Source organism: Enterobacter sp. MF024 (assembly GCF_005843915.1).
In the GTDB taxonomy this organism is placed as follows: Bacteria; Pseudomonadota; Gammaproteobacteria; order Enterobacterales; family Enterobacteriaceae; genus Enterobacter; species Enterobacter barmai.
Genome location: NZ_VCBB01000002.1, coordinates 82,598 through 104,997, shown reverse-complemented (window position 1 = coordinate 104,997; position 22,400 = coordinate 82,598). Strand labels below are relative to the sequence as shown.

General features: G+C 61.3%; 24 protein-coding genes. 20 read left to right on the top strand and 4 right to left on the bottom strand.

Translation table 11 applies throughout. The features are described 5' to 3' along the window. Nucleotides 1-6 precede the first annotated feature (6 nt). On the top strand, nt 7-618 hold the full coding sequence (emtA, locus tag FFB58_RS05725; protein WP_039030763.1) for a membrane-bound lytic murein transglycosylase EmtA: 612 nt from the start codon (nt 7-9) through the stop codon (nt 616-618). 36 nt (nt 619-654) lie between these two features. Here the strand turns inward: emtA and FFB58_RS05720 are convergent, their stop codons facing one another. Continuing rightward, nucleotides 655-1,386 (bottom strand): flagellar brake protein, encoded by a 732-nt coding sequence (locus FFB58_RS05720; protein ID WP_138369316.1) that lies wholly within the window; start codon nt 1,384-1,386, stop codon nt 655-657. Between the two features lie 208 nt (nt 1,387-1,594). On the opposite strand from FFB58_RS05720, the gene FFB58_RS05715 reads away from it, so the two are divergent. Continuing rightward, complete coding sequence (locus FFB58_RS05715) at nt 1,595-1,849, top strand: GlsB/YeaQ/YmgE family stress response membrane protein (RefSeq protein ID WP_039030762.1); 255 nt, start codon at nt 1,595-1,597, stop codon at nt 1,847-1,849. 148 nt (nt 1,850-1,997) lie between these two features. On the opposite strand, the gene treA is transcribed toward FFB58_RS05715, so the two are convergent. After that, on the bottom strand, nt 1,998-3,770 hold the full coding sequence (gene treA, locus FFB58_RS05710; RefSeq protein ID WP_138369315.1) for an alpha,alpha-trehalase TreA: 1,773 nt from the start codon (nt 3,768-3,770) through the stop codon (nt 1,998-2,000). 228 nt (nt 3,771-3,998) lie between these two features. Here treA and FFB58_RS05705 point away from each other — a divergent pair, with 228 nt between their 5' ends. Together FFB58_RS05705 and FFB58_RS05700 are read left to right on the top strand one after the other, a co-directional pair. Further along, nucleotides 3,999-4,793 carry an OBAP family protein gene (locus FFB58_RS05705; RefSeq protein ID WP_138369314.1) on the top strand — a complete coding sequence of 265 codons (795 nt, stop codon included), beginning with the start codon at nt 3,999-4,001 and terminating at the stop codon, nt 4,791-4,793. 128 nt (nt 4,794-4,921) lie between these two features. Beyond that, nucleotides 4,922-5,671: a phage antirepressor KilAC domain-containing protein gene (locus FFB58_RS05700; protein ID WP_039030760.1), complete on the top strand. Its 750-nt coding sequence runs from the start codon at nt 4,922-4,924 to the stop codon at nt 5,669-5,671. 13 nt (nt 5,672-5,684) lie between these two features. Here the strand turns inward: FFB58_RS05700 and FFB58_RS05695 are convergent, their stop codons facing one another. Then, nucleotides 5,685-6,641 carry an AraC family transcriptional regulator gene (locus FFB58_RS05695; protein WP_138369313.1) on the bottom strand — a complete coding sequence of 319 codons (957 nt, stop codon included), beginning with the start codon at nt 6,639-6,641 and terminating at the stop codon, nt 5,685-5,687. 115 nt (nt 6,642-6,756) lie between these two features. Here FFB58_RS05695 and FFB58_RS05690 point away from each other — a divergent pair, with 115 nt between their 5' ends. Beyond that, nucleotides 6,757-7,953: an MFS transporter gene (locus FFB58_RS05690; RefSeq protein ID WP_138369312.1), complete on the top strand. Its 1,197-nt coding sequence runs from the start codon at nt 6,757-6,759 to the stop codon at nt 7,951-7,953. Nucleotides 7,954-8,031: 78 nt separating this feature from the next. Here the strand turns inward: FFB58_RS05690 and hpaX are convergent, their stop codons facing one another. After that, nucleotides 8,032-9,432: a 4-hydroxyphenylacetate permease gene (hpaX, locus tag FFB58_RS05685; RefSeq protein ID WP_251930998.1), complete on the bottom strand. Its 1,401-nt coding sequence runs from the start codon at nt 9,430-9,432 to the stop codon at nt 8,032-8,034. Nucleotides 9,433-9,731: 299 nt separating this feature from the next. Between hpaX and FFB58_RS05680 the strand changes: the two genes are divergently transcribed. The 15 genes from FFB58_RS05680 to FFB58_RS05610 all read left to right on the top strand — a co-directional run bounded on the left by FFB58_RS05680 (nt 9,732) and on the right by FFB58_RS05610 (nt 22,390). Next, on the top strand, nt 9,732-10,196 hold the full coding sequence (locus tag FFB58_RS05680) for a MarR family winged helix-turn-helix transcriptional regulator (RefSeq protein WP_039030756.1): 465 nt from the start codon (nt 9,732-9,734) through the stop codon (nt 10,194-10,196). A gap of 336 nt (nt 10,197-10,532) precedes the next feature. Then, a complete protein-coding gene (locus FFB58_RS05675) occupies nt 10,533-11,657 on the top strand; it encodes an amidase (RefSeq protein WP_138369310.1) in 1,125 nt (374 codons plus the stop codon). Between the two features lie 103 nt (nt 11,658-11,760). Then, nucleotides 11,761-12,888 carry an acyl-CoA dehydrogenase family protein gene (locus FFB58_RS05670; protein ID WP_138369309.1) on the top strand — a complete coding sequence of 376 codons (1,128 nt, stop codon included), beginning with the start codon at nt 11,761-11,763 and terminating at the stop codon, nt 12,886-12,888. A 21-nt stretch (nt 12,889-12,909) separates the two neighbouring features. Continuing rightward, nucleotides 12,910-13,266: a hypothetical protein gene (locus FFB58_RS05665; RefSeq protein WP_039030753.1), complete on the top strand. Its 357-nt coding sequence runs from the start codon at nt 12,910-12,912 to the stop codon at nt 13,264-13,266. An 11-nt stretch (nt 13,267-13,277) separates the two neighbouring features. Further along, nucleotides 13,278-13,790 (top strand): nuclear transport factor 2 family protein, encoded by a 513-nt coding sequence (locus FFB58_RS05660; protein ID WP_039030752.1) that lies wholly within the window; start codon nt 13,278-13,280, stop codon nt 13,788-13,790. Nucleotides 13,791-13,818: 28 nt separating this feature from the next. Beyond that, nucleotides 13,819-15,132: an aromatic ring-hydroxylating dioxygenase subunit alpha gene (locus FFB58_RS05655; RefSeq protein ID WP_138369308.1), complete on the top strand. Its 1,314-nt coding sequence runs from the start codon at nt 13,819-13,821 to the stop codon at nt 15,130-15,132. Next, nucleotides 15,132-15,611 (top strand): aromatic-ring-hydroxylating dioxygenase subunit beta, encoded by a 480-nt coding sequence (locus tag FFB58_RS05650; protein WP_138369403.1) that lies wholly within the window; start codon nt 15,132-15,134, stop codon nt 15,609-15,611. The genes FFB58_RS05655 and FFB58_RS05650 overlap by 1 nt, the downstream gene beginning before the upstream one ends. Nucleotides 15,612-15,621: 10 nt before the next feature. Continuing rightward, nucleotides 15,622-16,362 carry an SDR family NAD(P)-dependent oxidoreductase gene (locus FFB58_RS05645; protein WP_138369307.1) on the top strand — a complete coding sequence of 247 codons (741 nt, stop codon included), beginning with the start codon at nt 15,622-15,624 and terminating at the stop codon, nt 16,360-16,362. Nucleotides 16,363-16,371: 9 nt separating this feature from the next. Continuing rightward, on the top strand, nt 16,372-17,304 hold the full coding sequence (locus tag FFB58_RS05640; RefSeq protein ID WP_138369306.1) for a PDR/VanB family oxidoreductase: 933 nt from the start codon (nt 16,372-16,374) through the stop codon (nt 17,302-17,304). Nucleotides 17,305-17,314: 10 nt separating this feature from the next. After that, on the top strand, nt 17,315-17,809 hold the full coding sequence (locus tag FFB58_RS05635) for a flavin reductase (RefSeq protein ID WP_138369305.1): 495 nt from the start codon (nt 17,315-17,317) through the stop codon (nt 17,807-17,809). A gap of 86 nt (nt 17,810-17,895) precedes the next feature. Beyond that, nucleotides 17,896-19,155, top strand: coding sequence for an MFS transporter (locus FFB58_RS05630; protein WP_138369402.1), 1,260 nt, complete (start codon nt 17,896-17,898; stop codon nt 19,153-19,155). Continuing rightward, nucleotides 19,152-19,838: a 3-oxoacid CoA-transferase subunit A gene (locus FFB58_RS05625; RefSeq protein ID WP_138369304.1), complete on the top strand. Its 687-nt coding sequence runs from the start codon at nt 19,152-19,154 to the stop codon at nt 19,836-19,838. The genes FFB58_RS05630 and FFB58_RS05625 overlap by 4 nt, the downstream gene beginning before the upstream one ends. Before the next feature lie 9 nt (nt 19,839-19,847). Then, nucleotides 19,848-20,510: a 3-oxoacid CoA-transferase subunit B gene (locus FFB58_RS05620; protein ID WP_138369303.1), complete on the top strand. Its 663-nt coding sequence runs from the start codon at nt 19,848-19,850 to the stop codon at nt 20,508-20,510. Next, on the top strand, nt 20,511-21,278 hold the full coding sequence (pcaD, locus tag FFB58_RS05615; RefSeq protein WP_138369302.1) for a 3-oxoadipate enol-lactonase: 768 nt from the start codon (nt 20,511-20,513) through the stop codon (nt 21,276-21,278). Then, complete coding sequence (locus tag FFB58_RS05610) at nt 21,275-22,390, top strand: muconate cycloisomerase family protein (RefSeq protein WP_138369301.1); 1,116 nt, start codon at nt 21,275-21,277, stop codon at nt 22,388-22,390. Before pcaD ends, FFB58_RS05610 begins: the two co-directional genes overlap by 4 nt. Nucleotides 22,391-22,400: the final 10 nt, after the last annotated feature.

Genomic DNA, 22,400 nt, shown 5'->3' with positions numbered 1-22,400 from the left:
GATGACGTGAAATTAAGATGGTTTGCTTTTTTGATTGTGTTGCTTGCAGGATGCAGTTCAAAGCAGGATTACCAGAAGCCGGAATGGAACCCGGAAGTCCCGGTTAAACGGGCGATGCAGTGGATGCCGATCAGTGAAAAAGCTGGTGAGGCCTGGGGCGTCAGCCCGCGTCTGGTGACGGCCATCATTGCGGTGGAGTCGGGCGGTAACCCGAATCTGGTCAGTAAATCGAACGCGGTGGGCCTGATGCAGCTTAAAGCCTCCACCGCCGGGCGCGAGGTTTACCGGCACATGGGCTGGAGCGGGCAACCCTCCACCAGCGAGCTAAAAAACCCGGAGCGCAATATCTCCATGGGTACCGCCTATCTGAGCATTCTTGAGCACGGGATCCTGAACGGAATCGACGATCCGGAAGTAATGCAATATGCACTGGTGGTCTCGTACGTTAACGGCGCGGGCGCGCTGCTGCGCACCTTCTCGTCGGATCGCAAAAAGGCGATAGCCGAAATCAACGATATGGATAAAGACGAGTTCTTTGAGCATGTCGTCAATAACCACCCCGCACCGCAGGCACCGCGCTATATCTGGAAAGTGCAGAAAGCGATGGACGCCATGTAATCGGCTGCCGGGCAGCGTCGCGCTGCCCGGTGGCGATCAACGCACTTTGTTAGCACGTTCCCGCGCTTCGCGCTCCAGCGAGTAGATGATCCGCTGCAGCTCGCGCTCCGGCCCTGGCCCGACGTTAAGAAAACGGAAGCTCAGACGCGGCGTGGTGATGGTTTCGTTTTTGCTGTCCACCACTTTACGCTCGCTTACCGTGATCAGCTGCGCATCGAAGAAGAAGCGACCCCAGCCGCCCATATCCAGTTCGATCTGCGAAAAACGCATCCCTTCCACCAGACCTTCCGGTTTGGCGGTATCCATCAGCGCACCCATGCCGCCGAGCGACAGGTCGTGCAGACGAAAACGGATCACGCTCTTGTCCGGCATTTTGGCTTTGCAGAAGTAGGCCGGATGCAGCGGGGCGCTGATACGGAAATATTCCCGGCGCTGAATGCTCCACACCGATGTCGGAAGGGGGGTGATAAAGGCGGGCAGGGACTGGTAATTGCCCTGCTCAATGCGCGGCAGTTCGAATTCGACTTTCGCTCCCTGGGTATCAGCGGCCACGGTGATGTTTTCTGCGCGCAGCACCGCGCGGTTTTCATACTCCTGACTGCCCAAATCCATGACCAGGCGCTCCGGGGTCGCATCCAGAATTTTGCTGATGAACTGGTTGCTGCCCCAGCTGATGCGGACAGGTACGTCATTTTTTTGCAGATCGCGTATTACACCTAGCACCGCCAGCGGATTCGTTTTCAGGAACTGCTCACTGTAATTACTCACGCCCCAGGGCTCCTTCATTGATGACAGTCTGTGGATGCGTTATCGGCACGCCGGCGCGGAACTTAATACAAACCGGTAATTATTTTTTTCGCCTCAGCCGCAATTAAGTCGGTGTAGTAAAACTGGTTTTCCCGCTATTGCCTATACTTAGTATTACCTGCGCGGGCCGGTGTTCCGCACGGGCTTAACTCTGCAAGAGGGCATTGCTATGGGTATCATCGCCTGGATTGTATTTGGTCTGATTGCTGGCGTTATCGCAAAATTCATCATGCCGGGACGTGATGGCGGCGGCTTTATTGTGACCTGTATCCTTGGGGTCGTAGGTGCGGTTGTCGGCGGCTGGCTGGCAACGATGTTTGGCATCGGCGGCAGTGTATCCGGATTTAACCTGCAAAGTTTTCTGGTGGCTGTGGTGGGTGCCATTATCGTGCTACTTGTTTACAGAATGGTGCGACGCGCCTGAAACGTATAAAACGGCTCTTGTTTAGAGCCGTTTTTTTGTGGCCTGCACCGGTGCGAAATGCCGGGTGGCGGCTACGCCTTACCCGGCCTACATGTCGCCTTTGACCTTCCAGGCCCGGCAAGCGTAGCGCCGCCAAGCGGCCTGGAGGTTACTGCTGGCCGACACTTTTCTGTGCGTCTGCCGGTTCATCATTGGCCGCTGGCTGGTCACTGGTTGTCGATGAACTATTCGCCGCCGGTTGCTCGCTGGTGGTCGATGGCGTCGTGCTTACCGACGCATCATTGGCCGCGGGCTGCGTGGCGGGCACTTTGTCGCAAGGATTGGCCTGCGGACAAACCAGATCCAGCATCTTCAGCGTCACGCCGTTGGTCCAGCCAAAGCCGTCCTGCAATGGATATTCGCCGCCGCCGCCGCCGGTGCCGGTCGTTGAGACATCATACTTCTCCACCAGCTTCTGCTCGCGATCGTAGGTGTGCTGCACGTTGGTGAGGAAGCGCCACGTCACGTCCATCGCCACTTTTTTATGGCCGTAGTTCTGCAAACCTTCGGTCGCCACCCACTGCAACGGAGCCCAGCCGTTAGGCGCATCCCACTGCTGGCCGCTGTTAACGGTGGTGGTCGAAATGCCCCCGGCTTTCAGCAGCTGGGCTTCAGCGGCCTTCGCCGTTTTGTCCGCGCGCTCCTGCGAGGCAGCATTAACGTACAGCGGGAACAGCGCCGCGGCGGTCAGCTGATCGCGAACCTGTTTGTTTTTCAGATCGTAATCGGCGTACCAGCCCTGTTTGTCGTTCCACAGATAGCGTTCCATCGCTTTCTGACGATCGGCGGCCAGACCCTCGTAGCGGCTGGCGGCTTCGCTGTCACCCCCGTCCTGGCTGGCCTTCGCCAGCAGTTTCTCCATCTTGAACATCAGGGCGTTCAGATCCACCGGCACGATGCTGGTGGTGCGGATCGTCCCCAGCTGCTGCGGATCGTCCATCCAGCGCGAGCTGAAGTCCCAGCCGGAAGCGGCTGCAGAACGCAGATCCCGGTAGATCTCGGTCGCCGGGCGGCTGGGGTATTTTTTCGCGGTGTTGATGTCATCCAGCCAGGATTCCGGGCGTGGCGTATCGCGATTGTCCCAGTAGCGGTTAAGCACTGCGCCATCGTCCAGTTTCACTACGCGCTGGCTGGCCTGGCCCGCCTGCAGGGCATCCACCCCCTCCATCCAGTAGGCATACTCTTTTTCCATCTGCGGACGGTACTTCTTCAGGGCGTCTTTATCGTGCGTCGCCAGCAGTTCGACCATCAGGGCAAAGAACGGCGGCTGGGAGCGGCTCAGGTAGTAGCTGCGGTTGCCGTTAGGGATGTGGCCCCAGCTGTTGAGCTCATAGGCGAAGTTGTCCACCATGCTGGCGACTTTGTCCCAGTGGCCGCTCTCCGCGAGCCCGAGCATGGTGAAGTAGCTGTCCCAGTAGTAAATCTCGCGGAAGCGCCCGCCCGGCACCACGTAGGGTTGCGGCAGCGGCAGCAGCGAATCCCACTTCCCGGCGCTGGAGGTGGTGCGCGTCAGCACCGGCCACAGCCCGTCGATATGGGCCCGCAGGGTCTGACCCGCTGGCGGCACATATTTCTCTTTTTCGGTCGGCAGGGTGAAGTTCATCTCCACGAAGTGGCGCAGATCGAACCCGGACTGTTTACGCTGCATGTGGTAGTCGGCAAGGATCGTCTGGGGATCGTTTTTCGGTACGGCATCGGCAAAGGTTTTCTGATCCGGGAAAAGTTTGGCGCTTTGCACGTCGTTAAACAGTGGACCAAACAGAATATCAGGGGCTTGTTTCATTGCGCCGGACGGTTCGTCCGCATAGCTGTAGGCAGTAATCCCAAGCAGGATGCCGCCAATCGCCAGCCGCAGTGCTGCGTGCTGCTGAGGTCTCATCATGGTTGTTCTCCTGGGTTCTCCGGGCAGCGCGACCGCTGCCATTAATCACCTGAAAACCTTAGACGAAACTGAGTGACTTCGTGTGTTCGACACCACATTTTGCGCATATACAGACAATTTACCGTTGCGGATGAAAACGAGCGAAGCCGCTGTTTTTTCTCAGATATGCCGGATCAATTCCCTCATCTGCACTACCTTCATAACCAGGTTTTATGAAAGGGAGTGCCAATGAAATCGTTACCTCTGAATCTTGCTGTCCTGCTGCTTGTCGGCTGCGGCGCGAATAATACCCCGCCCCAGGCCCCTCTCCCCGGTAAAAGTACCTCTGCCACCCTGAGTACCCTGGAAACGGGGGCTCAGGTTATCCAGTCGCGGCCGCCGGTGGAGGCCATCAGCGCGTATCTGGACGGCTTTCATTTTTACAGCGGGGATAAAAACGGGCAGATGGAAGCCCATCACTACGTGACCGTGCTCAATGAAGAGGTGATGCAGGCGGTCATCTATGACGGTAATACCAAAGATGCCCGCCTGATGGGGGTGGAGTACATCATCAGCGAGCGCCTGTTTAACACCCTGCCGCCGGAGGAGAAAAAGCTCTGGCACAGCCACCAGTACGAAGTGAAATCGGGCAGCCTGGTGGCCCCCGGCCTGCCTGCGGTTGCCGACAAGGCGCTGATGAATAAAATCGTCAACACCTACGGCAAAACCTGGCACACCTGGCATACGGATCGCGACAAAACCCTGCCGCTCGGCATCCCGGCGCTGATGATGGGCTTTACCGGAGAGGGACAGCTCGATCCGGCGCTGCTGGCGGATCGCGATCGCCGCCTGAAGATCGATACTCAGGAGATCAAAGCCCGGCGGGCCGATATCCTGGCCCACCCGGTAGCGGAAGGCGCCAACGCCTGGCAGCGCGGCGAGGTGATTCAGCTTAAGCGCGTGCAGGGCAGCGGAGAACACGGCCACGGCGACACCGCGCATTTTGGTACATCTGAAAAAAGTGAAAACCAGAAACAGCCTTAGTTACCGCAACTTAGGCGTGGCGCGGCATTGAAGATGATCGTTTAAAAATTATACTGGATATTTGAACAGGTATTTGTATACTATTAGAGCAAATTACCCGAGTAATGTATGAGTGAGGGGTGAAACCTATGGTAATTCCTGTTGAAACTTTCCAGTCCAGTGGCCAGCTTGCCACCATCAGCAGTCGCGAAATCGCGAAGCTGACCGGTATTGCCCATACCGAGGTGAAGCGTATGGTGCAAAGCCTGGAAACGGCGCAGCGTCTTTCGCAGCCGGTCACGACCAGCCTGTATGAGCGCGAAGGTGAAACGCGGCAGGAGTTTTTGCTGAACAAACGGGACTCCCTGCTGACGGTTTCACGTATCTCCCCGGGCTTCACTGCCGCCATGCTCGATCGCTGGCAGGAGCAGGAGAGAAACGTCAATATCCCGGACTTCACCAACCCGGCGGCGGCGGCGCGCGCCTGGGCCGAGCAGTATGAAAAACGCCAGCGTGCCGAAGAGCAGCTTGCGCTCTGGGCCCCCAAGGCGGCGTTCTTTGATCAGTTCGTGCAGGTGAAGGAGTCGCTGGGCTTCCGCCAGCTCTGTAAGATCCTCAAGGCCAAAGAGCCCCAGTTCCGGGAGTTTCTGCTGGAGCGCAACATCATGCAGCGCGTCGGCGGCAACCTGGTTCCGCCGCAGCACCACATCGATGCGGGCTACTTTACCCTGCACAGCGGCGTGGGTGAAAACGAGCGCACCTGGTCTCAGGCACGCTTTACCGCGCGCGGCGTAAAATGGGTGGCTGACCTGTGGGCCAAACACCTGTCAACCCTGGCCATTGAGATGCCCCGGGCGGAGCGCACCGAAGGCGCGCCTGTCCAGCAGAGCTGGCTGTAACTCTCCGGGCCGGTCAGATCTCCTGTGGGGTCTGACTGGCTTCGCGCAGTGCTCCCGGCGACTGGCCGACAATCCGCTTAAACGCCCGGCTGAAGGCCGCCAGCGAACTGTAGCCGAGGCGCAATGCCACGGTTTCAATCGCCTGATTTTCCTGACCGATATACTGGATCGCCAGCCGCATCCGCAGTTCGCTCAGGTACTTCGCCGGCGTGGTGCCGGTAGCTGAGAGAAAACGCTCGGCAAACACCGACCGCGACGTTCCCGCCTCTTTTGCCAGCTCCGCCACGCTCCAGTTAATGCCCGGCTGCTGGTGCATGGCGTAGATCGCCCGGCTGAGGCGCGGATCGCGCAAAACCTGGATCCAGCCGGTGGCCTTACCGCACCCGGCTTCAACCCAGCCGCGGACAATCAGCGCCGCCACCACGTCCGCCAGCCGGGCGAGGATCCCGGCAAAACCGACCTGGCGCGCCATCGACTCCCGCTCCATCGCCACCAGCAGGGGATGGATCTCCGGCCAAGTGGTCATCAGACGGCTGACCATCATCACTTCCGGCATCGCCTTGATCAGCGGCTGCATCCCGCCCAGATCGAAATCCATGCACCCGCTGAATATCACCACGTTCTCGCTGTCCGGACACGGCTCGCAGTGAATGTCGCACACGCTGTTGCAGATCGGTTCGCTGGGGAAGGCCGATACCGGCGTGATGGTGGCGTCATCCCCGGAGAGCAGGGCGTGGGCATCCCCGTTCGGCAGAAAGACCGCGTCACCGCTGTTAAGCTCGAACCGCGAGCCGCTGTGCATCCGCAGGACCGCCGGACCCCGGCTGATAAAGTGGAACTGCGCTTTGCCGGGGGCCGCGCCGAAGGCCACGCCAAAGGGCGCGCTGGCCTCAATGCGGCGGTATTTCACCCCCGACAGGCGCATACCGCGCAGTAACTCACTGATCAAATCTGGCGAGCGAAGGTTCATTTCTCTATTCCCGGACGAATAATCAATAAATGAAGATTATATGTCATAGATCGTCCGCGGTGAACTTCCTATGCTTTGCGACATACGTCACATTTTCATAACGGGAGTATTACAAATGCATTCATCCATCGTCGCAAACGAGGCCAGCGCCCCGGCCAGACCGGCCTGGCGCGCGGTCTGGTCCCTGGGGCTCGGGGTGTTCGGGTTGATCGTTGCCGAGTTTCTACCTGCCAGCCTGCTGACGCCCATGGCCGCCAGTCTGGGGGTGAGCGAAGGGGTCGCCGGGCAGTCGGTGACCGCCACCGCGCTGGTGGCGCTGGTCACCGGCCTGTTGATCACCCCGGCGACCAAAAGCATCGACCGCCGCTGGGTGCTGATGTTCTTCTCCGTGCTGCAGATCGTCTCCAGCCTGCTGGTGGCCTTTGCACCGTCGCTGGAGGTACTGCTGAGCGGACGCCTGCTGCTGGGGGTAGCGATAGGCGGCTTCTGGGCGATGTCCACCGCCACCACGATGCGGCTGGTGCCCGCCAGCGATGTGCCTAAAGCGCTGGCAATTATCTTCTCCGGGGTGTCGATTGCCACCGTGGTGGCCGCGCCGCTGGGGAGCTATCTCGGCAGCCTGATCGGCTGGCGTAACGTCTTTATTCTCTGCGTGGTGCCCAGCGCCCTGGCTCTGCTGTGGCAACTGTGGGTGCTGCCGTCGATGCGCCCGGAAAACAGCGGCAGCCTCGGCACTCTGGTGCGGGTGCTGCGCCGTCCGGGAATGGTGGGCGGCCTGCTGGCCACCATCCTGATCTTCAGCGGCCATTTCGCCTTCTTTACCTACCTGCGTCCGTTCCTTGAGACGGTAGGGCAGGTGAGCGTGGAGACCATCTCGCTGATCCTGCTGGGCTTTGGGGTGGCGAACTTTGTCGGCACCTCCATTGCCGGGCATCTGCTGGCCCGCAACCTGCGCCTGACTCTGGCGCTGGTACCGTTGGCGATGGGCATGCTGGCGTTGCTGATGGTGGCGTTCGGGCATCTGGCGCTGGTGGACGGCCTGCTGGTGAGCCTGTGGGGCTTTGCGTTTGGTCTGGTGCCGGTGGGCTGGTCAACCTGGCTTGCAACCACCGTCACCGACGAAGCCGAAAGCGCAGGTGGGTTGATGGTGGCCTCGATCCAGCTGGCGATCAGCGCCGGTGCCGCCGGGGGCGGAGCAGTATTCGATCTCAACGGGGCGAGCGGGGTATTTACCGCCAGCGGCGTGCTGCTGGTAGCAGCGATGGTGATGGTATTCGCCGGGGTGCGGGTTAAACCGGTGGCAGCGGACTAAATGTGTCCACGATAGATCCCCTCTCCCTTGAGGGAGAGGGTTAGGGTGAGGGGGAACATGCCGCACAGGTGCTAAAAATCACCCGTTCGTCGGCAATCCTTTCAACGACTCTGCCTGCTTCGTTGCGTGTTTCATCGGGATCAAGGCAATCACCGCCGCACCCAGCACGAGGAAACCGGCCACCATGAAGATCCCGGCGTTGAAGTTGCCGGTGATATCTTTCATCAGCCCCATCAGCAGCGGCCCCAGCGCGGCACCGGTCATCCCGGTGGCGTTGATCACCGCAATACCCAACGCGCGGGCACGCAGGGAGATGGAACGATCCGGGGTGGTCCAGAAGATCACCATCGCGGCAAAGGCACCTGACGAGGCCATCACGATCCCGGTGAACTGCAGCATCGGATTAGTACTGGTGGCGGTCAGGATCCAGCCTGCGGCGGCAAACAGGTACGGCAGCAGGGTGTGGATCTTACGCTCGTTGCGCTTGTCGGAACGTTTACTCCACCAGACCATCGCCACAATGGTACACACCTGCGGAATGGCGCTCAGAATGCCGATGGTCACGTTGCTGCTCTCTTCGCTGATGCTGCGCAGGATCAGCGGCGTCCAGACGCTCAGGGCGCTGAGGGTGTTGGTCAGGCAGAAGTAGGCCAGGGTGTAGAGCATGATGGTCGGCGTGAACAGCTCGCGCATCACGCTGCGCTGCTGCGGTACCAGCGTCGCGGCCTGTTCCCGCTCCCGGGTGCTGATGGCGTTCAGGCGATCCGCCTCCAGCATCTCCTTCAGACAGGCTTTGTCATCCTGGGTCAGCCAGCGCGCTTTATCCGGGCTGTCGTCCAGCCAGAACCAGACCACGAAGCCCAGAATCACCGACGGGAAGCCTTCCAGCAGGAACAGCCACTGCCAGCCCTTCAGGTTCATCACCCCATCAAGATTCAGGATGTACCCGGAGGCCAGCGACCCCAGCGCCATCGTCACCGGCATGGCAATCATAAACAGGGCGTTGGCGCGGGCGCGGTAGTGCGCCGGGAACCAGAACGTTAAATACAGCAGCAGCCCCGGCAGGAAGCCCGCTTCGGCAATCCCCACCAGCATACGCAGCACATACAGGCTGTTAGGGCCGGTGGCGAACATAGTGGCCGTGGACGCAATCCCCCACACCACCATCAGAATAGCGATCCAGCGGCGGGCGCCCACCACGCTCAGCATCACGTTGCTGGGGATCCCACAGATGACATACATCACGTAAAACAGCGTGGTTGCCAGGCCAAACATGGTGCTGGTAAGGCCCAGATCTTTGCCCATCGTCAGACCGGCAAAGCCGATATTGATGCGATCCAGATACGAAAAGACGAAAAGAATGAACAAAAAAGTGATCAATCTCCGGAACAACTTTTTGATCACTCGCTGTTGACGCGGATCGAGCGTGCCGTCAGCAGACGAAGGCGGACCCAGCACGTTGTCACGTGTCTGTTCCATCGATGGGCTGTCGTTCATGAAATGCTCCACATAGCGGTTAGAGGTATTGTTGTTATTTCGTGCAAGCTGAACACGTGCGCTAACGTATAGGAAACCGCACATATGAACGTCAATGTTCTGTTTAAAAAATGATACGCAAATGTTAATCACGTAGCGTTTTCGAATCATAATGCGATATCGATCGGCTTTTGTGGCGCGGCGATTTGTTAACAGCCCGGGGCAGGGTGCGATCGGGCTATAGCGGGCGGTCAATAGCGGGTATAATTGCGGCCATTGCATCACTTCTGGAACGTCATTTCATGAGTCAAACGAAGACATCGTCAGACACCGGCCCCACTTTTCACCGCGAAGAGTTCCCCTTCTACTGGATCGTCAACGTCTACGCGCGCTATACGCAAGTTATGGAAATCACACTGAAAAAGGTGCAGCTTGATGTGTCCCGCTTTCGGGTGCTGATGATTACCGAGCAGTACGGTAAGGCCAGCATCTCGCAGATCTCCGAATACGCCATGACTAAAATGCCCACCGTCACCAAAATCGTCGGTCGGCTGCGCGATGACGGTCTGGTCACCACCGCCAGCAGCGTACAGGACGCCAGAGTCACCGAGGTGATGCTCACCGATGCCGGACGCGAAAAAGTGACCGAGGCACACCGTCTTGCCAGCAAGGTTTTCGAGAAGGGTTTTAAGGGCATGACCGCCGCCCAGATGGAAAAAATGAACCTCTCCCTGTCGAAGGTGCTCGACAACCTCAACGAGCTTTGAAGCTGCCACAGGGAGAATTGCGGTTTTGTGACCGCCGTAGATATTTGTTATAAGCCACTGTAAATAAATGATTTTATAAACAGTCCGTCCTGATTGTCAGGGCGGCTTTTTTTTGATTCCCGTGCAGGCTTTATTGTTATTTTTCATCATCCTGACCCACTTATCCACATGTGTTAACAAAATGTTTCAGTGTTATTTTTTCGTAAAATTAACGTGAAATATTACTTGAATATTCATCTAAATATTCCATGATTGACCTGAGCAAACGTGGGTCGAACCGCAGCGAAGACTGCCCCGCCCGAATATGATTCGTTTTTTCTGGTTAAGGTGCGAATTATGCAGCCCGTTACTGAGAGCAATGGTTACGTCGCGCAGTTTACCCTTGGTGAGGGCGACCTGCGCTTCGCGGTGAAAGACACCCTCGACATCGCAGGCTTTCCGACCCGTGCAGGCTGCCCGGCGCTGGCGGCAAACCCGGTGGCAGCAACGCACGCCGACGTGGTTGCGACCCTTCTCGGGAAGAACTGCGTCCTGACCGGAAAAACCACCCTGCATGAACTGGCGTTTGGCGTCACCGGGATCAACCCCTGGGGCGGCACGCCGGTTAACCCGCAGTTTCCTGACCTGATCCCCGGCGGCTCCTCCAGCGGCTCTGCCGCGGTAGTGGCTTCCGGCGAGGTCGATTTTGCCCTCGGCACCGACACCGGCGGCTCGGTGCGCATGCCTGCCGCCTGCTGCGGGATCCTCGGCTTAAAGCCAACTTACGGCCAGCTTAGCCGGGAAGGGGTGATGCCCGCCCAAAGCTCGCTGGACTGCGTAGGGATCTTCGCCCGCCGCGCCGAGGTGCTGCGCGAGGTACTGGCCCGTCTGGGGCTGCCGGTTGACGCCCCATTACAGACGATGCCCGCCATCGGCTTTATCCCGGCGGCGCTCGTCGACATCGACTCGCTGCTGCTGAAGTTCCTGGCGCAGGCTGACCTGCGTCCCCATCAGGTTGAGCTCCCGCTGCTGGGCGATGCCCATCGCGCCGGGCTGACCATCATCAGCCACGAAAACTGGCAGGCGTTTAACCCGCTCCTGAGCGATGAGCGGCTCTCCGCCGATGTCGCTACCCGCATCCGTGCCGGGGCCGATATCGATGCCGGTGCCCTGCATGCCGCAGAAACCATCCGCCAGGTCTTTACCGCCCAGGTGGATGCCCAACTGGCGAAAACCCCTCTGCTGGCGCTGGCAACCCTGCCGGAACTGCCGCCAACCCTGGAAGAGGCGAAAGATCCGCTGACCGTGGTGAACCTCACCCGTCTGGTGCGGCCGTTTAACCTCAGCGGCCATCCGGCGCTGACCCTGCCTGCGGGCACGCTAAACGGACGCCCGGTGGCGCTGCAGCTCGTCGCCGCCAAAGGGCAGGAGGGTCTGCTGGTTCAGGCGGCTGAGTGGTTGTCCGGGCGACGACGCCGCTAAACATCCCGTTTTACCGTTCAGTTTTAACCATAACTCAGTGAGTACCACTCATTGCGGCAGCACTCGTCTCTCTGCGGGCCGCACACTCTTTTGGGAGGAAGCTATGTCTGCCGTTCATGTTCGTGAGGAACTCGTTCCACTGCTGAATGAAGTCGCCACCCGCAGCGCCGATTTTGAGCAACAGCGTCATATCTCTGACGACATCATCGCCCGCTTTAAGCAGATTGGCGTCTATCGCGCCTTAGTCCCAAAAATCTACGGCGGCGAAGAGTGCTCCCCGGCGCAGTTTTGTGAGCTGATCGAGCAGATCGCCACCGCCGATGGCTCCGCAGGCTGGGTCGCCAGCTTCGGCATGAGCCCGTTCTATCTCGGCGCATTGCCGGCGGACACCTTAAAAGAACTCTACCGCGACGGCCCGGACGTGGTCTTTGCCGGTGGCATCTTCCCGCCGCAGAAAGCGGTGCTGGCGGATGGCGGCTACCGCGTCACCGGACGCTGGGGCTTTGCCAGCGGCAGCATGGGCGCCTCGGTGTTTGGCGTCGGGATCCTGCCGGAGAGTGGCGAAACCCTGCCGCGCATGGCGGTGCTACCGCGTGACAGCGTGCAGATCGACCCGGTGTGGAACACCGTCGGCCTGGCCGGGACCGGGAGCCACGATCTGGTGGTGAACGACGCCTTTGTGCCGCAGGAGTGGACCTTCGTTCGCGGCGGCGCGCTCAACCTGGAAGGGGCGCTCTATCGCTATCCGGTGCTGTCCCTCGCGACCCAGGTGCTGTCGGTGGTGGCGCTCGGCGTCGCCCGCGCGGCTCTCAATGAAATCTATGCCATTGCCCATCGTCAGCAGTCGGTCACCGGCGCGCCGCGCCTCGCCGACCGCCCGCAGGCGCAGATGCAGATTGCCCGCTGCGAAGCGGATCTGCGATCCGCCCGGGCCTGGTTCTACGACGCCATCGACGACGTCTGGCAGTGCATTCTCGCCGGGGATGATCCGGCCTGCGAGCAGATTAACGCCCTGCGGCTGTCGTCCACCCACGTCACCCGCGTGGCCGCCGAGGTCACCCGCCAGGCGCTGGCGCTGAACGGCATGGGCGGCATCACCATGAAAAGCCCGCTGCAACGCTACGTGCGCGACACCATGGTGATCACCCAGCACGCCTTTATGGGCGACCTCTCTTATCTCAACGCCGGTACGGTCTATTTCGGTGGCCAGCCTCTGCCGGGTTATTTGTAATTTTTACGAAAGGAGCAACAGATGAGCCAGACAACAACCTTACGCGTGCTGTTTTGCATCGGCGTGAACCAGAACTTCTTTGACGCTACCCCGGCAGAAGCCAAACAGGTGTGGGCCGCATTCGGCGTGATGATGAAGGGCATCGACGAAACCCAGGGGATCCGCGTCATCGGCAACATGGACGATGACCGCCTGATGGTCGGCCCGTCCACCACCTCCCCGTGGACCACCTACGTGCTGGCCGATGCCGACACCCTCGACAGTGTGGTGGCCGCCTGCAACCTGTTCCGCACCACCCCGGTGGGCGACGGCGACAGCAAGCTGTGGAAGTACTGCAAGATCGAAGCCCGCGTCGGTCGTGAACTGATCATTCAGTAACGGAGTGGATCATGAGCCCACAGGATGCGCTGCGTTTACAGCAGCTTGAAGATCAGCAGGCCGCCCGGGTCTGTATCAGCACCTACATGCGGCTGTGCGATCGGCTGGACGACATGGCGACGGTGCAGGCCATCGGGGCCCTGTTCAGCGCAGACGCCTGCTGGGAAGGGCTGGGTGAGCCTTACGCCACCCGGCTGGGAAGACATCAGGGGCGCGAGGCGATTGTGGCGATGATGGCGGGCTACGTCCGCACGCCCGCGCACTTCGCCCTGAACGGCCATTTTTTGTGCTCCGAAGCGCTGTATCACGATGCCGACGGCGAGCTGCATGGCCGCTGGCAGATGCTGCAAACCTCCGCCTTTACCGCCGGGGGCGCGCATCTGAATGCCGCCGAGCTGCAGATTATTTTCCGTCGCGAGGCGGGTGAGATGACCATGCACCATTTCACCACCCGCAACCTGTTCAGCCGGCCGGTGAGCCACTGGCATGCGGCGGATGCGTTACCTGTCCCTGACAAAAACTAGAACCTCGACTGCCAGCAGGAGAAAGATTATGCAGTGTGACCACATCATCAACGTCAAGAATATCGATACCACCGCGCAGCCGAGCCTGAGCCGGGAAGAGATTGCGGGCCTGGTAAAGCATGACCGCGTCCACACGTCGCTCTACACCTCAGACGAACTCTTCCAGCTGGAGCTGGAGCGTATTTTCAGCAAAACCTGGGTCTGGGTGGCGCACGTCAGCGAGATCCCGGAGACCGGCAGCTTCAAAACCACCGAGATCGGCACCCAGCCAGTGATCGTGGTGCGTGACCGCAAAGGCACCATTCACACCCTGCTGAACCGCTGCCGCCACCGCGCGGCCACCGTCTGCGAGCACCGCAGCGGCAAGACCAACAGCTTCGTCTGCCCGTACCACGGCTGGGGCTACGCCCTCGACGGCAGCCTGCGCGGCGTGCCGCACCCGGAAAGCTATGCCGATCAGCTTGAGAAAAACGAGCTGGGGTTGGTGTCGCTGCGTACCGAACAGTATGCGGGCATGGTCTTCGCCACCTTTAACGACGAGATCGAACCGCTGGAGGATTTCCTCGGCGCGGCGAAGAAGTGGATGGATCTGTTTATGAAGCAGGGGGCGGGCTACCCGATCAAGACCGGGCCTGCGCACCGTTTCCGCTTCCCGGGCAACTGGAAAATTCAGCTGGAGAACACCACCGACGGCTACCACTTCCCGGTGGTGCACCGCTCCTTCCTGAGCTCGGTGGATAAGCAGACCGAAGAGATGCTCAACTTCGTGGACGGCAGCGGCTATGTGGAAGATCTCGGCAACGGCCACAGCGTGATGGTGATGATCCCCGAGCTGGTGGATCTGGAAGCTAACCTCGATGCGCCAATCCCGGAGCGCTTTGTCGAACTGGCAAATGAACTGCGCAAAGATCACGACGAAGAGCAGGTTAAGCGCATCGTGCGCGCGGTGGGCGGCTCCGGCTTCAACCTCAACCTGTTCCCGAATATCGCCTGTTCGATGGCCTTCTTCCGCGTATTGCAGCCGATCTCGGTGATGGAAACCGAAATCCACCACGCGGTGATCACCATGGACGGCGGGCCGGAGATTGCCAACCAGGCGCGCCTGCGTCTGCACGAACATTTCCAGGGGCCGATGGGCTTTGGCACCCCCGACGACTCCGAAGCCTGGGAGCGCGTGCAGCGCGGGGCCACCGCTGGCGACGACCTGTGGATCATGCTCAACCGCGGCCTTGCCGGTGAGTACCGCACCGACGATGGCCTGCGCAGCGACGTCAGCGCCGAGACCGGCATGCGCGCAGCCTATCAGCAGTGGAAAAAATTGATGACGGAGAGCGAAAAATGATGACCCCAGATTCTGTCCTGTTTGCGGCCATGTCCGTAATCAACCTCGAAGGCGATCTGCTGGACCAGGGCGAGTTCAACGCCTGGCTGGAGCTGTGGCAGCGCGACGGCCTGTACGTGGTGCCCATCGACGCGAATGAAACCGATTTTAAAAACACCCTCAACTACGCCTGCGACGATCACCACATGCGCGAGCGCCGGGTGAAGCGTCTCTACAGCGGGGAGTCCATCTCCACCACGCCGCGCGCCAGAACGCTGCGCACCCTGTCGCGCTTCCGCCTGCTGGAATCCAGCGAGGATCTGATCGTGGTGCGCGGGGCGCAGTCCCTGTGGGAGCACCGCAAGGGGCACAGCCGCCACTACGCGGCGGACATCACCTGGCACCTCAAGCCGCAGGACGGCAGGTTGCTGATTACCCAAAAGGTGATCCGCCTGGTCAACAGCGACGATGTGCTGCACAGCATCGGCTACATCCTCTGAGGAGCCGTCCATGACGCAAACCGTATTAGTGACCGGCGCCGCCGCCGGTCTCGGCAACGTGATTGCCGCCCACCTGCTGGAGCAGGGATATCAGGTGGTGCTGACCGACGTCGACGCCGCCCGGGCGCAGCAGGCCGCGGATCGCCTGGATAACGGGCAGGGCAGAGTCCTGGCGCTGGGGCTGGATATCCGCCAGCCGCAGGATTTCGCCAAAGCGCTGGCGGCCACCCTCGAGCGTTTCGGCAGCCTTGAAGTGCTGGTGAACAACGCCGCGCTGACCCTCGCCACGCCGGTGATGGAGATTGAGGTCGACGAGTTCGACCGGGTGATTTCCACCAACCTGCGCGGCACCTTTGTCGGCTGCCAGACCATGGGGCGCTACTTCGCGGGCAAAGGCTATGGCCGCATCATCAACCTGGCTTCACTGGCCGGGCAGAACGGCGGAACCGCCTCCGGGGCCCACTACGCGGCCTCGAAGGGCGGGATCCTGACCCTCACCAAAGTGTTTGCCCGCGAGCTGAGTAAATCCGGCGTGACGGTGAATGCCATTGCCCCGGGCCCGATGGATCTGCCGATGGTTCACGCCCTGGTTCCGGAAGAGAAGATGGCCGGACTGCTGCAGATGATCCCGGTCGGCAAATTAGGTGAAGCAGAGTTTGTCGCACAGGCCGTGGCCTTGCTGGCATCAGAGCAGGCGTCGTTTGTCACCGGGGCGACCTGGGACATCAACGGCGGCCTGTTTATGCGTTAAGGAGTCAACATGCTGACATTACAGGTTATCAGGCGGGAGTTGCAGGGCGAGGTGGTCCTGCTGACGCTGGCGCATTCTGACGGTATCGACCTCCCGCCCTTCAGCGCGGGGGCGCATATCGATCTGCATCTGGCAGAAGACCTGGTGCGTCCGTACTCCCTGTGCGGCGACCCGAACGATCGCCGCCACTACCAGCTCGGCATTCTCAAAGAGAGTAAATCCCAGGGGGGCTCCCTTGCCGCCCACGCCCTGAACGAAGGGGATCGGGTTCAGGTCAGCGACCCGCGCAACCTGTTTGCGCTGGAGGAAACGGCCAGCCACTGCCTGCTGATTGGCGGCGGGATCGGCATCACCCCGATGCTGGCGATGGCCGCCGAACTGCACGCCAGCGGGCGCTCGTTCAGCCTGCACTACTGCGCCCGGACGCGGGAACAGGCGGCGTTTATCTCTCAACTGGAGCAGGCTCCGTATGCCGACCGCGTTCATCTGCACTTCAGCGATATCCAGCGCCTGAACCTGGCGGCCGTGCTGAGCGACGTTCCGGCCAACACCCACGTCTACACCTGCGGCCCGACGCGGCTGATGGATGCGGTCAGCGAACAGGCCGCGGCAGCGGGCTATCGCCCGGAGCAGGTGCATCAGGAGTGCTTCAGCGCCGGGGTGGTCACCGGCGGGGCGGCCTTTGAAGTGTTCGCCGCCGCCAGCGGCATCACCGTGCAGGTGCTGGAGAACCAGAGCATCGTCGAGGCGCTGGCGCTGGCCGGGCTGAAGGTGTGTGTCTCCTGCAGGCAGGGGATCTGCGGTAGCTGCCTGACCGACGTGCTGGAAGGCGAGCCGGATCATCGCGACAGCTACCTGACCGACGAAGAGAAAGCCGACGGCGACCAGATTTTGTTGTGTTGTTCCCGGGCAAAAAGCGCCCGTTTAGTTATCGATCTGTGAGGAATTCCTTATGACACTGCAAACCGAATTTCGTAATGCCATGGCGCAACTGGGCAGTGCGGTCTCCGTGATCACCACCGACGGCCCGGCGGGCAAGTTTGGGTTTACCGCCTCTGCCGTCTGCAGCGTCACGGACTCGCCGCCGACGCTGCTGGTGTGCATGAACCGCAACTCCTACGCCCATGAGCCCTTCAAGCAGAACCGGGTCCTGTGCGTCAACGTCCTCTCCAGCGACCACCAGGATCTCTCCGGGATCTTCGCCAACGCCAGCCTGCGCTCCGAGCAACGTTTCGAGTACGACACCTGGCAGGTGATGGCCAGCGGCGCGCCGGTGCTGAGCTCGTCCGTCGCCAGCTTCGACTGCGTGATCGACACCTGCCATGAAGTGGGCAGCCACACGGTGTTCTACTGCCAGGTGCAGGCGATCCGCATCAGCGACGCCCCGCGCGGGCTGGTCTACTTCAACCGTCGCTACCATGCCATCGGGCATGACGTGGAAGCGTAAAACCAACCATAAGGGTAACGCTGATGAGCCATGTTGAGACTCAAACCACCGCCGCCCCGGCAGCCGTTCCGCACGATGCCGGGCAGATGCGCAAGCTGGTGTTCGCCTCGGTGCTGGGTAACGCGCTGGAATGGTATGACTTCTTCCTCTACGGCACCGCTGCGGCGCTGGTGTTTGGACCGCTGTTCTTCCCGGTGGGCGGCGACCCGATGCAGGGCACGCTGCTGGCCTTCTCGGGCTTTGCGGTGGGCTTCCTTGCCCGTCCGCTGGGCGGGATCGTCTTCGGCCATATCGGGGATCGCTACAGCCGCAAGATGACGCTGATCATGACCCTGACCCTGATGGGGGCCACCACCTTCGTCATTGGCCTGCTGCCGGTCTATGCCCAGATTGGCATCTGGGCGCCGATATCACTCATCACCCTGCGCTTTTTACAGGGCGTGGCGTCGGGCGGCGAGTGGGGCGGCGGGGTGCTGATGCTGAGTGAGAACGCTCCGGCGTCGCGTCGCGGCTTCTTTACCGCCTGGAGCCAGATGGGGGTCTCCGGCGGGTTTGTCCTCTCGGCGTTTGCCTTTTATCTGGTGCAAAAGCTGCCGGAAGACGAACTGATGAGCTGGGGCTGGCGCGTGCCCTTCCTGCTCAGCATCGTCATCTTCCTGGTTGGAGTCTATATCCGCAAAAACATCCGCGAGAGCAAGGCCTTCACTCAGGCGAAGCCCGAAGAGAAACACGAGAAGATCCCGCTGATGGTGCTGGTGCGCGAGCACCCGAAAGCGCTGCTGCAGGCCATCGCCCTGCGCCTGCCGGAGAACGGCGCTTCCTATATCTTCTTCACCTTCTCGGTGGTCTACGCCAAACACATAGGCATCGGCACCGGGGAGATCATCAGCGCCGTGACTCTGGCGATGCTGGTGGAGTTCTTCTCGATCCTGTTCTGGGGCGCGCTCTCGGATCGCATTGGCCTGAAGCCGGTCTACTACATCGGCGTCATCGGCCTGCTGGTGATGGCCTTCCCGTTCTTCTGGCTGCTCTCCACCGGCGACTACGGCTGGATCATGCTGGCGATGCTGCTCGGCCTGCCGTTCTGCCACGGGGCGATGATCGGCACCCAGCCCTGCATCATGAGTGACCTGTTCCCGGTGCGCGTGCGCTACTCCGGCCTGGCGCTGGGGCATGAGGTGGGCTCGATCTTCTCCGGCGGACTGGGGCCGATGCTGGCGGTGGCGCTGCTGATGCACTTCGATGCTTCCTGGCCGGTCTCCCTGCTGCTGATGGCCTACGCGCTGCTGGCGTGGATCGCCCTGCGCAGCCTGCCGTCAACGAATAATAACGAGGTAAGCAAATGATTGATAAACGGATTGCCGCCACCGATACCGCCGTGGCGGACATTTTTGACGGCGCGGTGGTGATGGTGGGCGGCTTCGGCGCGGCCGGACAGCCCGCCGAGCTGCTGGATGCCCTGATCCGCCGCAGACCGCGGGATCTGACCCTGATCAGCAACAACGCCGGAAACGGCGACTACGGTCTGGCGGCGCTGCTGAAGGCCGGGTGCGTGAAAAAAGTGATCTGCTCCTTCCCGCGCCAGACCGACTCCTGGGTCTTTGACGACCTCTACCGTCGCGGCGAAGTAGAGCTGGAGCTGGTTCCGCAGGGCAACCTCGCGGCGCGCATTCAGGCGGGCGGCAGCGGGCTGGGGGCGATCTTCACCCCGACCGGCTTTGGCACCGAGCTGGCGGCGGGCAAAGAGACCCGGCACATCGACGGCAGGGATTACGTGCTGGAGTACCCATTAAAAGCCGATTTCGCCCTGATCAAAGCCCTGAAGGCCGACCGCTGGGGCAACCTGGTCTATGACAAAACCGGGCGCAACTTCGGGCCGATCATGGCCGCCGCCGCCAGCTGCACCATTGCGCAGGTGAGCGAGACGGTGCGCCTGGGCGAGCTTGATCCGGAGGCGGTGGTAACGCCGGGAATTTTTGTCCAGCGCGTGGTGACGGTCGCGCCGCAACGCCTGCCGCAGACGGCATAAGGAGAGCCTGTGAATAAACTGACCCATCAACAGCTGGCCGAACGTATCGCCCGCGATATCCCGGAAGGGGCCTATGTGAACCTCGGGATCGGCCTGCCGACGCGGATTGCCAACTATCTGCCAGCCGATCGCGAGATCTTCCTGCACAGTGAAAACGGCATTCTCGGCATGGGCCCGGCGCCTGCGCCGGGAGAAGAAGATCCTGAGCTTATTAATGCCGGAAAACAGCCGGTGACGCTGCTCGAGGGAGGCTGCTATTTCCATCACGGCGACTCGTTCACCATGATGCGCGGCGGCCACCTGGATATCTGCGTGCTGGGAGCCTATCAGGTCTCTGAGCGCGGCGACCTGGCGAACTGGAGCACCGGCGAACCCTCATCGATTCCGGCGGTTGGCGGGGCGATGGATCTGGCGATTGGCGCGAAGCGCGTCTATGTGATGACCGAACATCTGACCCGTCAGGGCGACTGCAAGATCGTTAAAACCTGCACCTATCCCCTGACCGGCATGGCCTGCATCGACCGGATCTACACCGACATGGCGGTGATGGATATCACCCCGGATGGCATCGTGGTGCGCGAGCTGTTTGGCGACGTGACGGCGGAGTATCTGCAGTCCGTCACCCCGGTGTCGCTGACCTTTGCCCTGAACGCTGAAACCGAGGAGGCGTAAATGGATCTGGAATATCGCCTCGACGGACCGGAAGAGGCCCCGCTGCTGGTGCTCTCCAACTCGCTCGGTACCACCTGGCAGATGTGGCAGGGGCAGATGGCCGACTTCACCCGCCATTTTCGCGTGCTGCGCTACAACACCCGCGGCCACGGCCGCTCGCCGGTGCCGGACGCGGGCATCACGCTCGACACCCTGGGGCAGGACGTGATTGCCCTGCTGGATCATCTCGACGTGGAACGCGCCTGTTTTTGCGGCATCTCGCTGGGCGGGATGACCGGGATGTGGCTGAACCGTTACGCCCCGTCACGTTTCTCACGCCTCGTGGTGGCGAACACCGCAGCCCGAATCGGCGAGGCGAAAGGCTGGCAACAGCGTGCCGGAACGGTGCGCCAGCAGGGGATGGCCCCGGTCGCCAGCACGGCGGCGGAGCGCTGGTTCACCCCGGCATATCGCCAGAGCAATCCCGGAATGGTGAAGCTGCTGATTGACGGTCTGGCCGGCACGCCCGCCGAAGGCTACGCCGCCTGCTGCGAAGCGCTGGCCACCGCCGATCTGCGCGAAGAGGTGGCCGCCATGCTGCGACCGATGCTGGCCATCGCAGGCGAAGACGATCCGGTCACCACGGTTCAGGACGCCCGGTGGCTCGCGGCTCAGGCAAAGCAGACGGAGTCCGTTACGCTACCCGCCTCGCATCTGTCGAACGTCGCCTGCCCGGAGGCCTTTAACCAGCAGGTGCTGACCTTTTTAACCCGCAGGAGCACGACATGACCCTCACCATTGAATCCCTGGCCTGCTGGCTGGTGGACATTCCCACTATTCGCCCGCACAAGCTGTCGATGGCGACCATGGGTTGCCAGACCCTCGCCATCGTCAGAATGACCTGCGCGAACGGCGTCACCGGCTGGGGCGAAGCCACCACTATCGGCGGCATGAGCTACGGCCCGGAAAGCCCGGAAGCGATCAAATCCGCCATTGAGACCTATCTGGCCCCGCTGGTGTGCGGCCAGTCGTTCAGCGGCGTGGCGGCGCTCGCCGACAAGATGAACGCTCACGTAAAGGGCAATACCTTTGCCAAATCTGCCCTCGAAACCGCGTTCCTCGATGCGCAGGGCAAGGCGCTGGGCCAGCCGGTCAGCGCGCTGCTGGGCGGGGCGCTGACGGAGCGCCTCCCGGTGCTCTGGACCCTGGCGAGCGGCGACACGCAGAAAGACATCGATGAGGGCAAACGCCTGCTGGCGGAGGGGCGTCACAACACCTTCAAGCTGAAAATCGGCGCTCGCGGACTGGACGTGGACGTTCGCCACGCCCTGGCGATCAAGGCCGCGCTGGGCGATGAGGTGAGCGTGCGGGTGGACGTAAACCAGGCCTGGGATCTGACCACCGCCATCAAAGGGATGACCCAACTGCAGGCGGGCGGCATCGACCTGGTGGAACAGCCGATCCCGCTGTGGGACCGGCAAGGGCTTATCACCCTCAGCCAGCGTTTTACGGTGCCGATCCTCGCCGACGAAGCGGTGGCGACCAGCCATGACGGCTACGCCCTGGCGAGCGGCGGCTTTACCGGCGTTTACGCCCTGAAGATCGCCAAGGCGGGCGGCCCGGTGCAGGCCCTGAAGCTGGCGCACGTGGCGCAGGCGGCAGGGGTGGCGCTCTACGGCGGCACCATGCTGGAAGGCACGCTCGGCACGGTGGCTTCGCTGCACGCCTGGTCGACGGTGAAGATGCAGTGGGGCACCGAGATGTTCGGCCCGCTGCTGCTGAAGGATGACATCGTGGTACGTCCGCTGGATTTCAGCCAGGGAGAGGTGACGTTACCTCAGGGGCCAGGATTAGGCATTGATATCGACGAAGACAAGCTGCGTCATTACGCGCGTCAATAAAGGAAAACAT

Coding starts and splice junctions, on each gene's coding strand:
- FFB58_RS05645 (WP_138369307.1), top strand. CDS start 15,622: ATGACGCAAACCGTATTAGTGACCGGCGCCGCCGCCGGTCTCGGCAAC.
- FFB58_RS05690 (WP_138369312.1), top strand. CDS start 6,757: ATGCATTCATCCATCGTCGCAAACGAGGCCAGCGCCCCGGCCAGACCG.
- FFB58_RS05625 (WP_138369304.1), top strand. CDS start 19,152: ATGATTGATAAACGGATTGCCGCCACCGATACCGCCGTGGCGGACATT.
- FFB58_RS05680 (WP_039030756.1), top strand. CDS start 9,732: ATGAGTCAAACGAAGACATCGTCAGACACCGGCCCCACTTTTCACCGC.
- pcaD (WP_138369302.1), top strand. CDS start 20,511: ATGGATCTGGAATATCGCCTCGACGGACCGGAAGAGGCCCCGCTGCTG.
- FFB58_RS05700 (WP_039030760.1), top strand. CDS start 4,922: ATGGTAATTCCTGTTGAAACTTTCCAGTCCAGTGGCCAGCTTGCCACC.
- FFB58_RS05670 (WP_138369309.1), top strand. CDS start 11,761: ATGTCTGCCGTTCATGTTCGTGAGGAACTCGTTCCACTGCTGAATGAA.
- FFB58_RS05695 (WP_138369313.1), bottom strand. CDS start 6,641: ATGAACCTTCGCTCGCCAGATTTGATCAGTGAGTTACTGCGCGGTATG.
- treA (WP_138369315.1), bottom strand. CDS start 3,770: ATGATGAGACCTCAGCAGCACGCAGCACTGCGGCTGGCGATTGGCGGC.
- FFB58_RS05665 (WP_039030753.1), top strand. CDS start 12,910: ATGAGCCAGACAACAACCTTACGCGTGCTGTTTTGCATCGGCGTGAAC.
- FFB58_RS05655 (WP_138369308.1), top strand. CDS start 13,819: ATGCAGTGTGACCACATCATCAACGTCAAGAATATCGATACCACCGCG.
- FFB58_RS05705 (WP_138369314.1), top strand. CDS start 3,999: ATGAAATCGTTACCTCTGAATCTTGCTGTCCTGCTGCTTGTCGGCTGC.
- hpaX (WP_251930998.1), bottom strand. CDS start 9,432: ATGGAACAGACACGTGACAACGTGCTGGGTCCGCCTTCGTCTGCTGAC.
- FFB58_RS05610 (WP_138369301.1), top strand. CDS start 21,275: ATGACCCTCACCATTGAATCCCTGGCCTGCTGGCTGGTGGACATTCCC.
- FFB58_RS05660 (WP_039030752.1), top strand. CDS start 13,278: ATGAGCCCACAGGATGCGCTGCGTTTACAGCAGCTTGAAGATCAGCAG.
- FFB58_RS05675 (WP_138369310.1), top strand. CDS start 10,533: ATGCAGCCCGTTACTGAGAGCAATGGTTACGTCGCGCAGTTTACCCTT.
- FFB58_RS05630 (WP_138369402.1), top strand. CDS start 17,896: ATGCGCAAGCTGGTGTTCGCCTCGGTGCTGGGTAACGCGCTGGAATGG.
- FFB58_RS05635 (WP_138369305.1), top strand. CDS start 17,315: ATGACACTGCAAACCGAATTTCGTAATGCCATGGCGCAACTGGGCAGT.
- FFB58_RS05640 (WP_138369306.1), top strand. CDS start 16,372: ATGCTGACATTACAGGTTATCAGGCGGGAGTTGCAGGGCGAGGTGGTC.
- FFB58_RS05650 (WP_138369403.1), top strand. CDS start 15,132: ATGACCCCAGATTCTGTCCTGTTTGCGGCCATGTCCGTAATCAACCTC.
- FFB58_RS05715 (WP_039030762.1), top strand. CDS start 1,595: ATGGGTATCATCGCCTGGATTGTATTTGGTCTGATTGCTGGCGTTATC.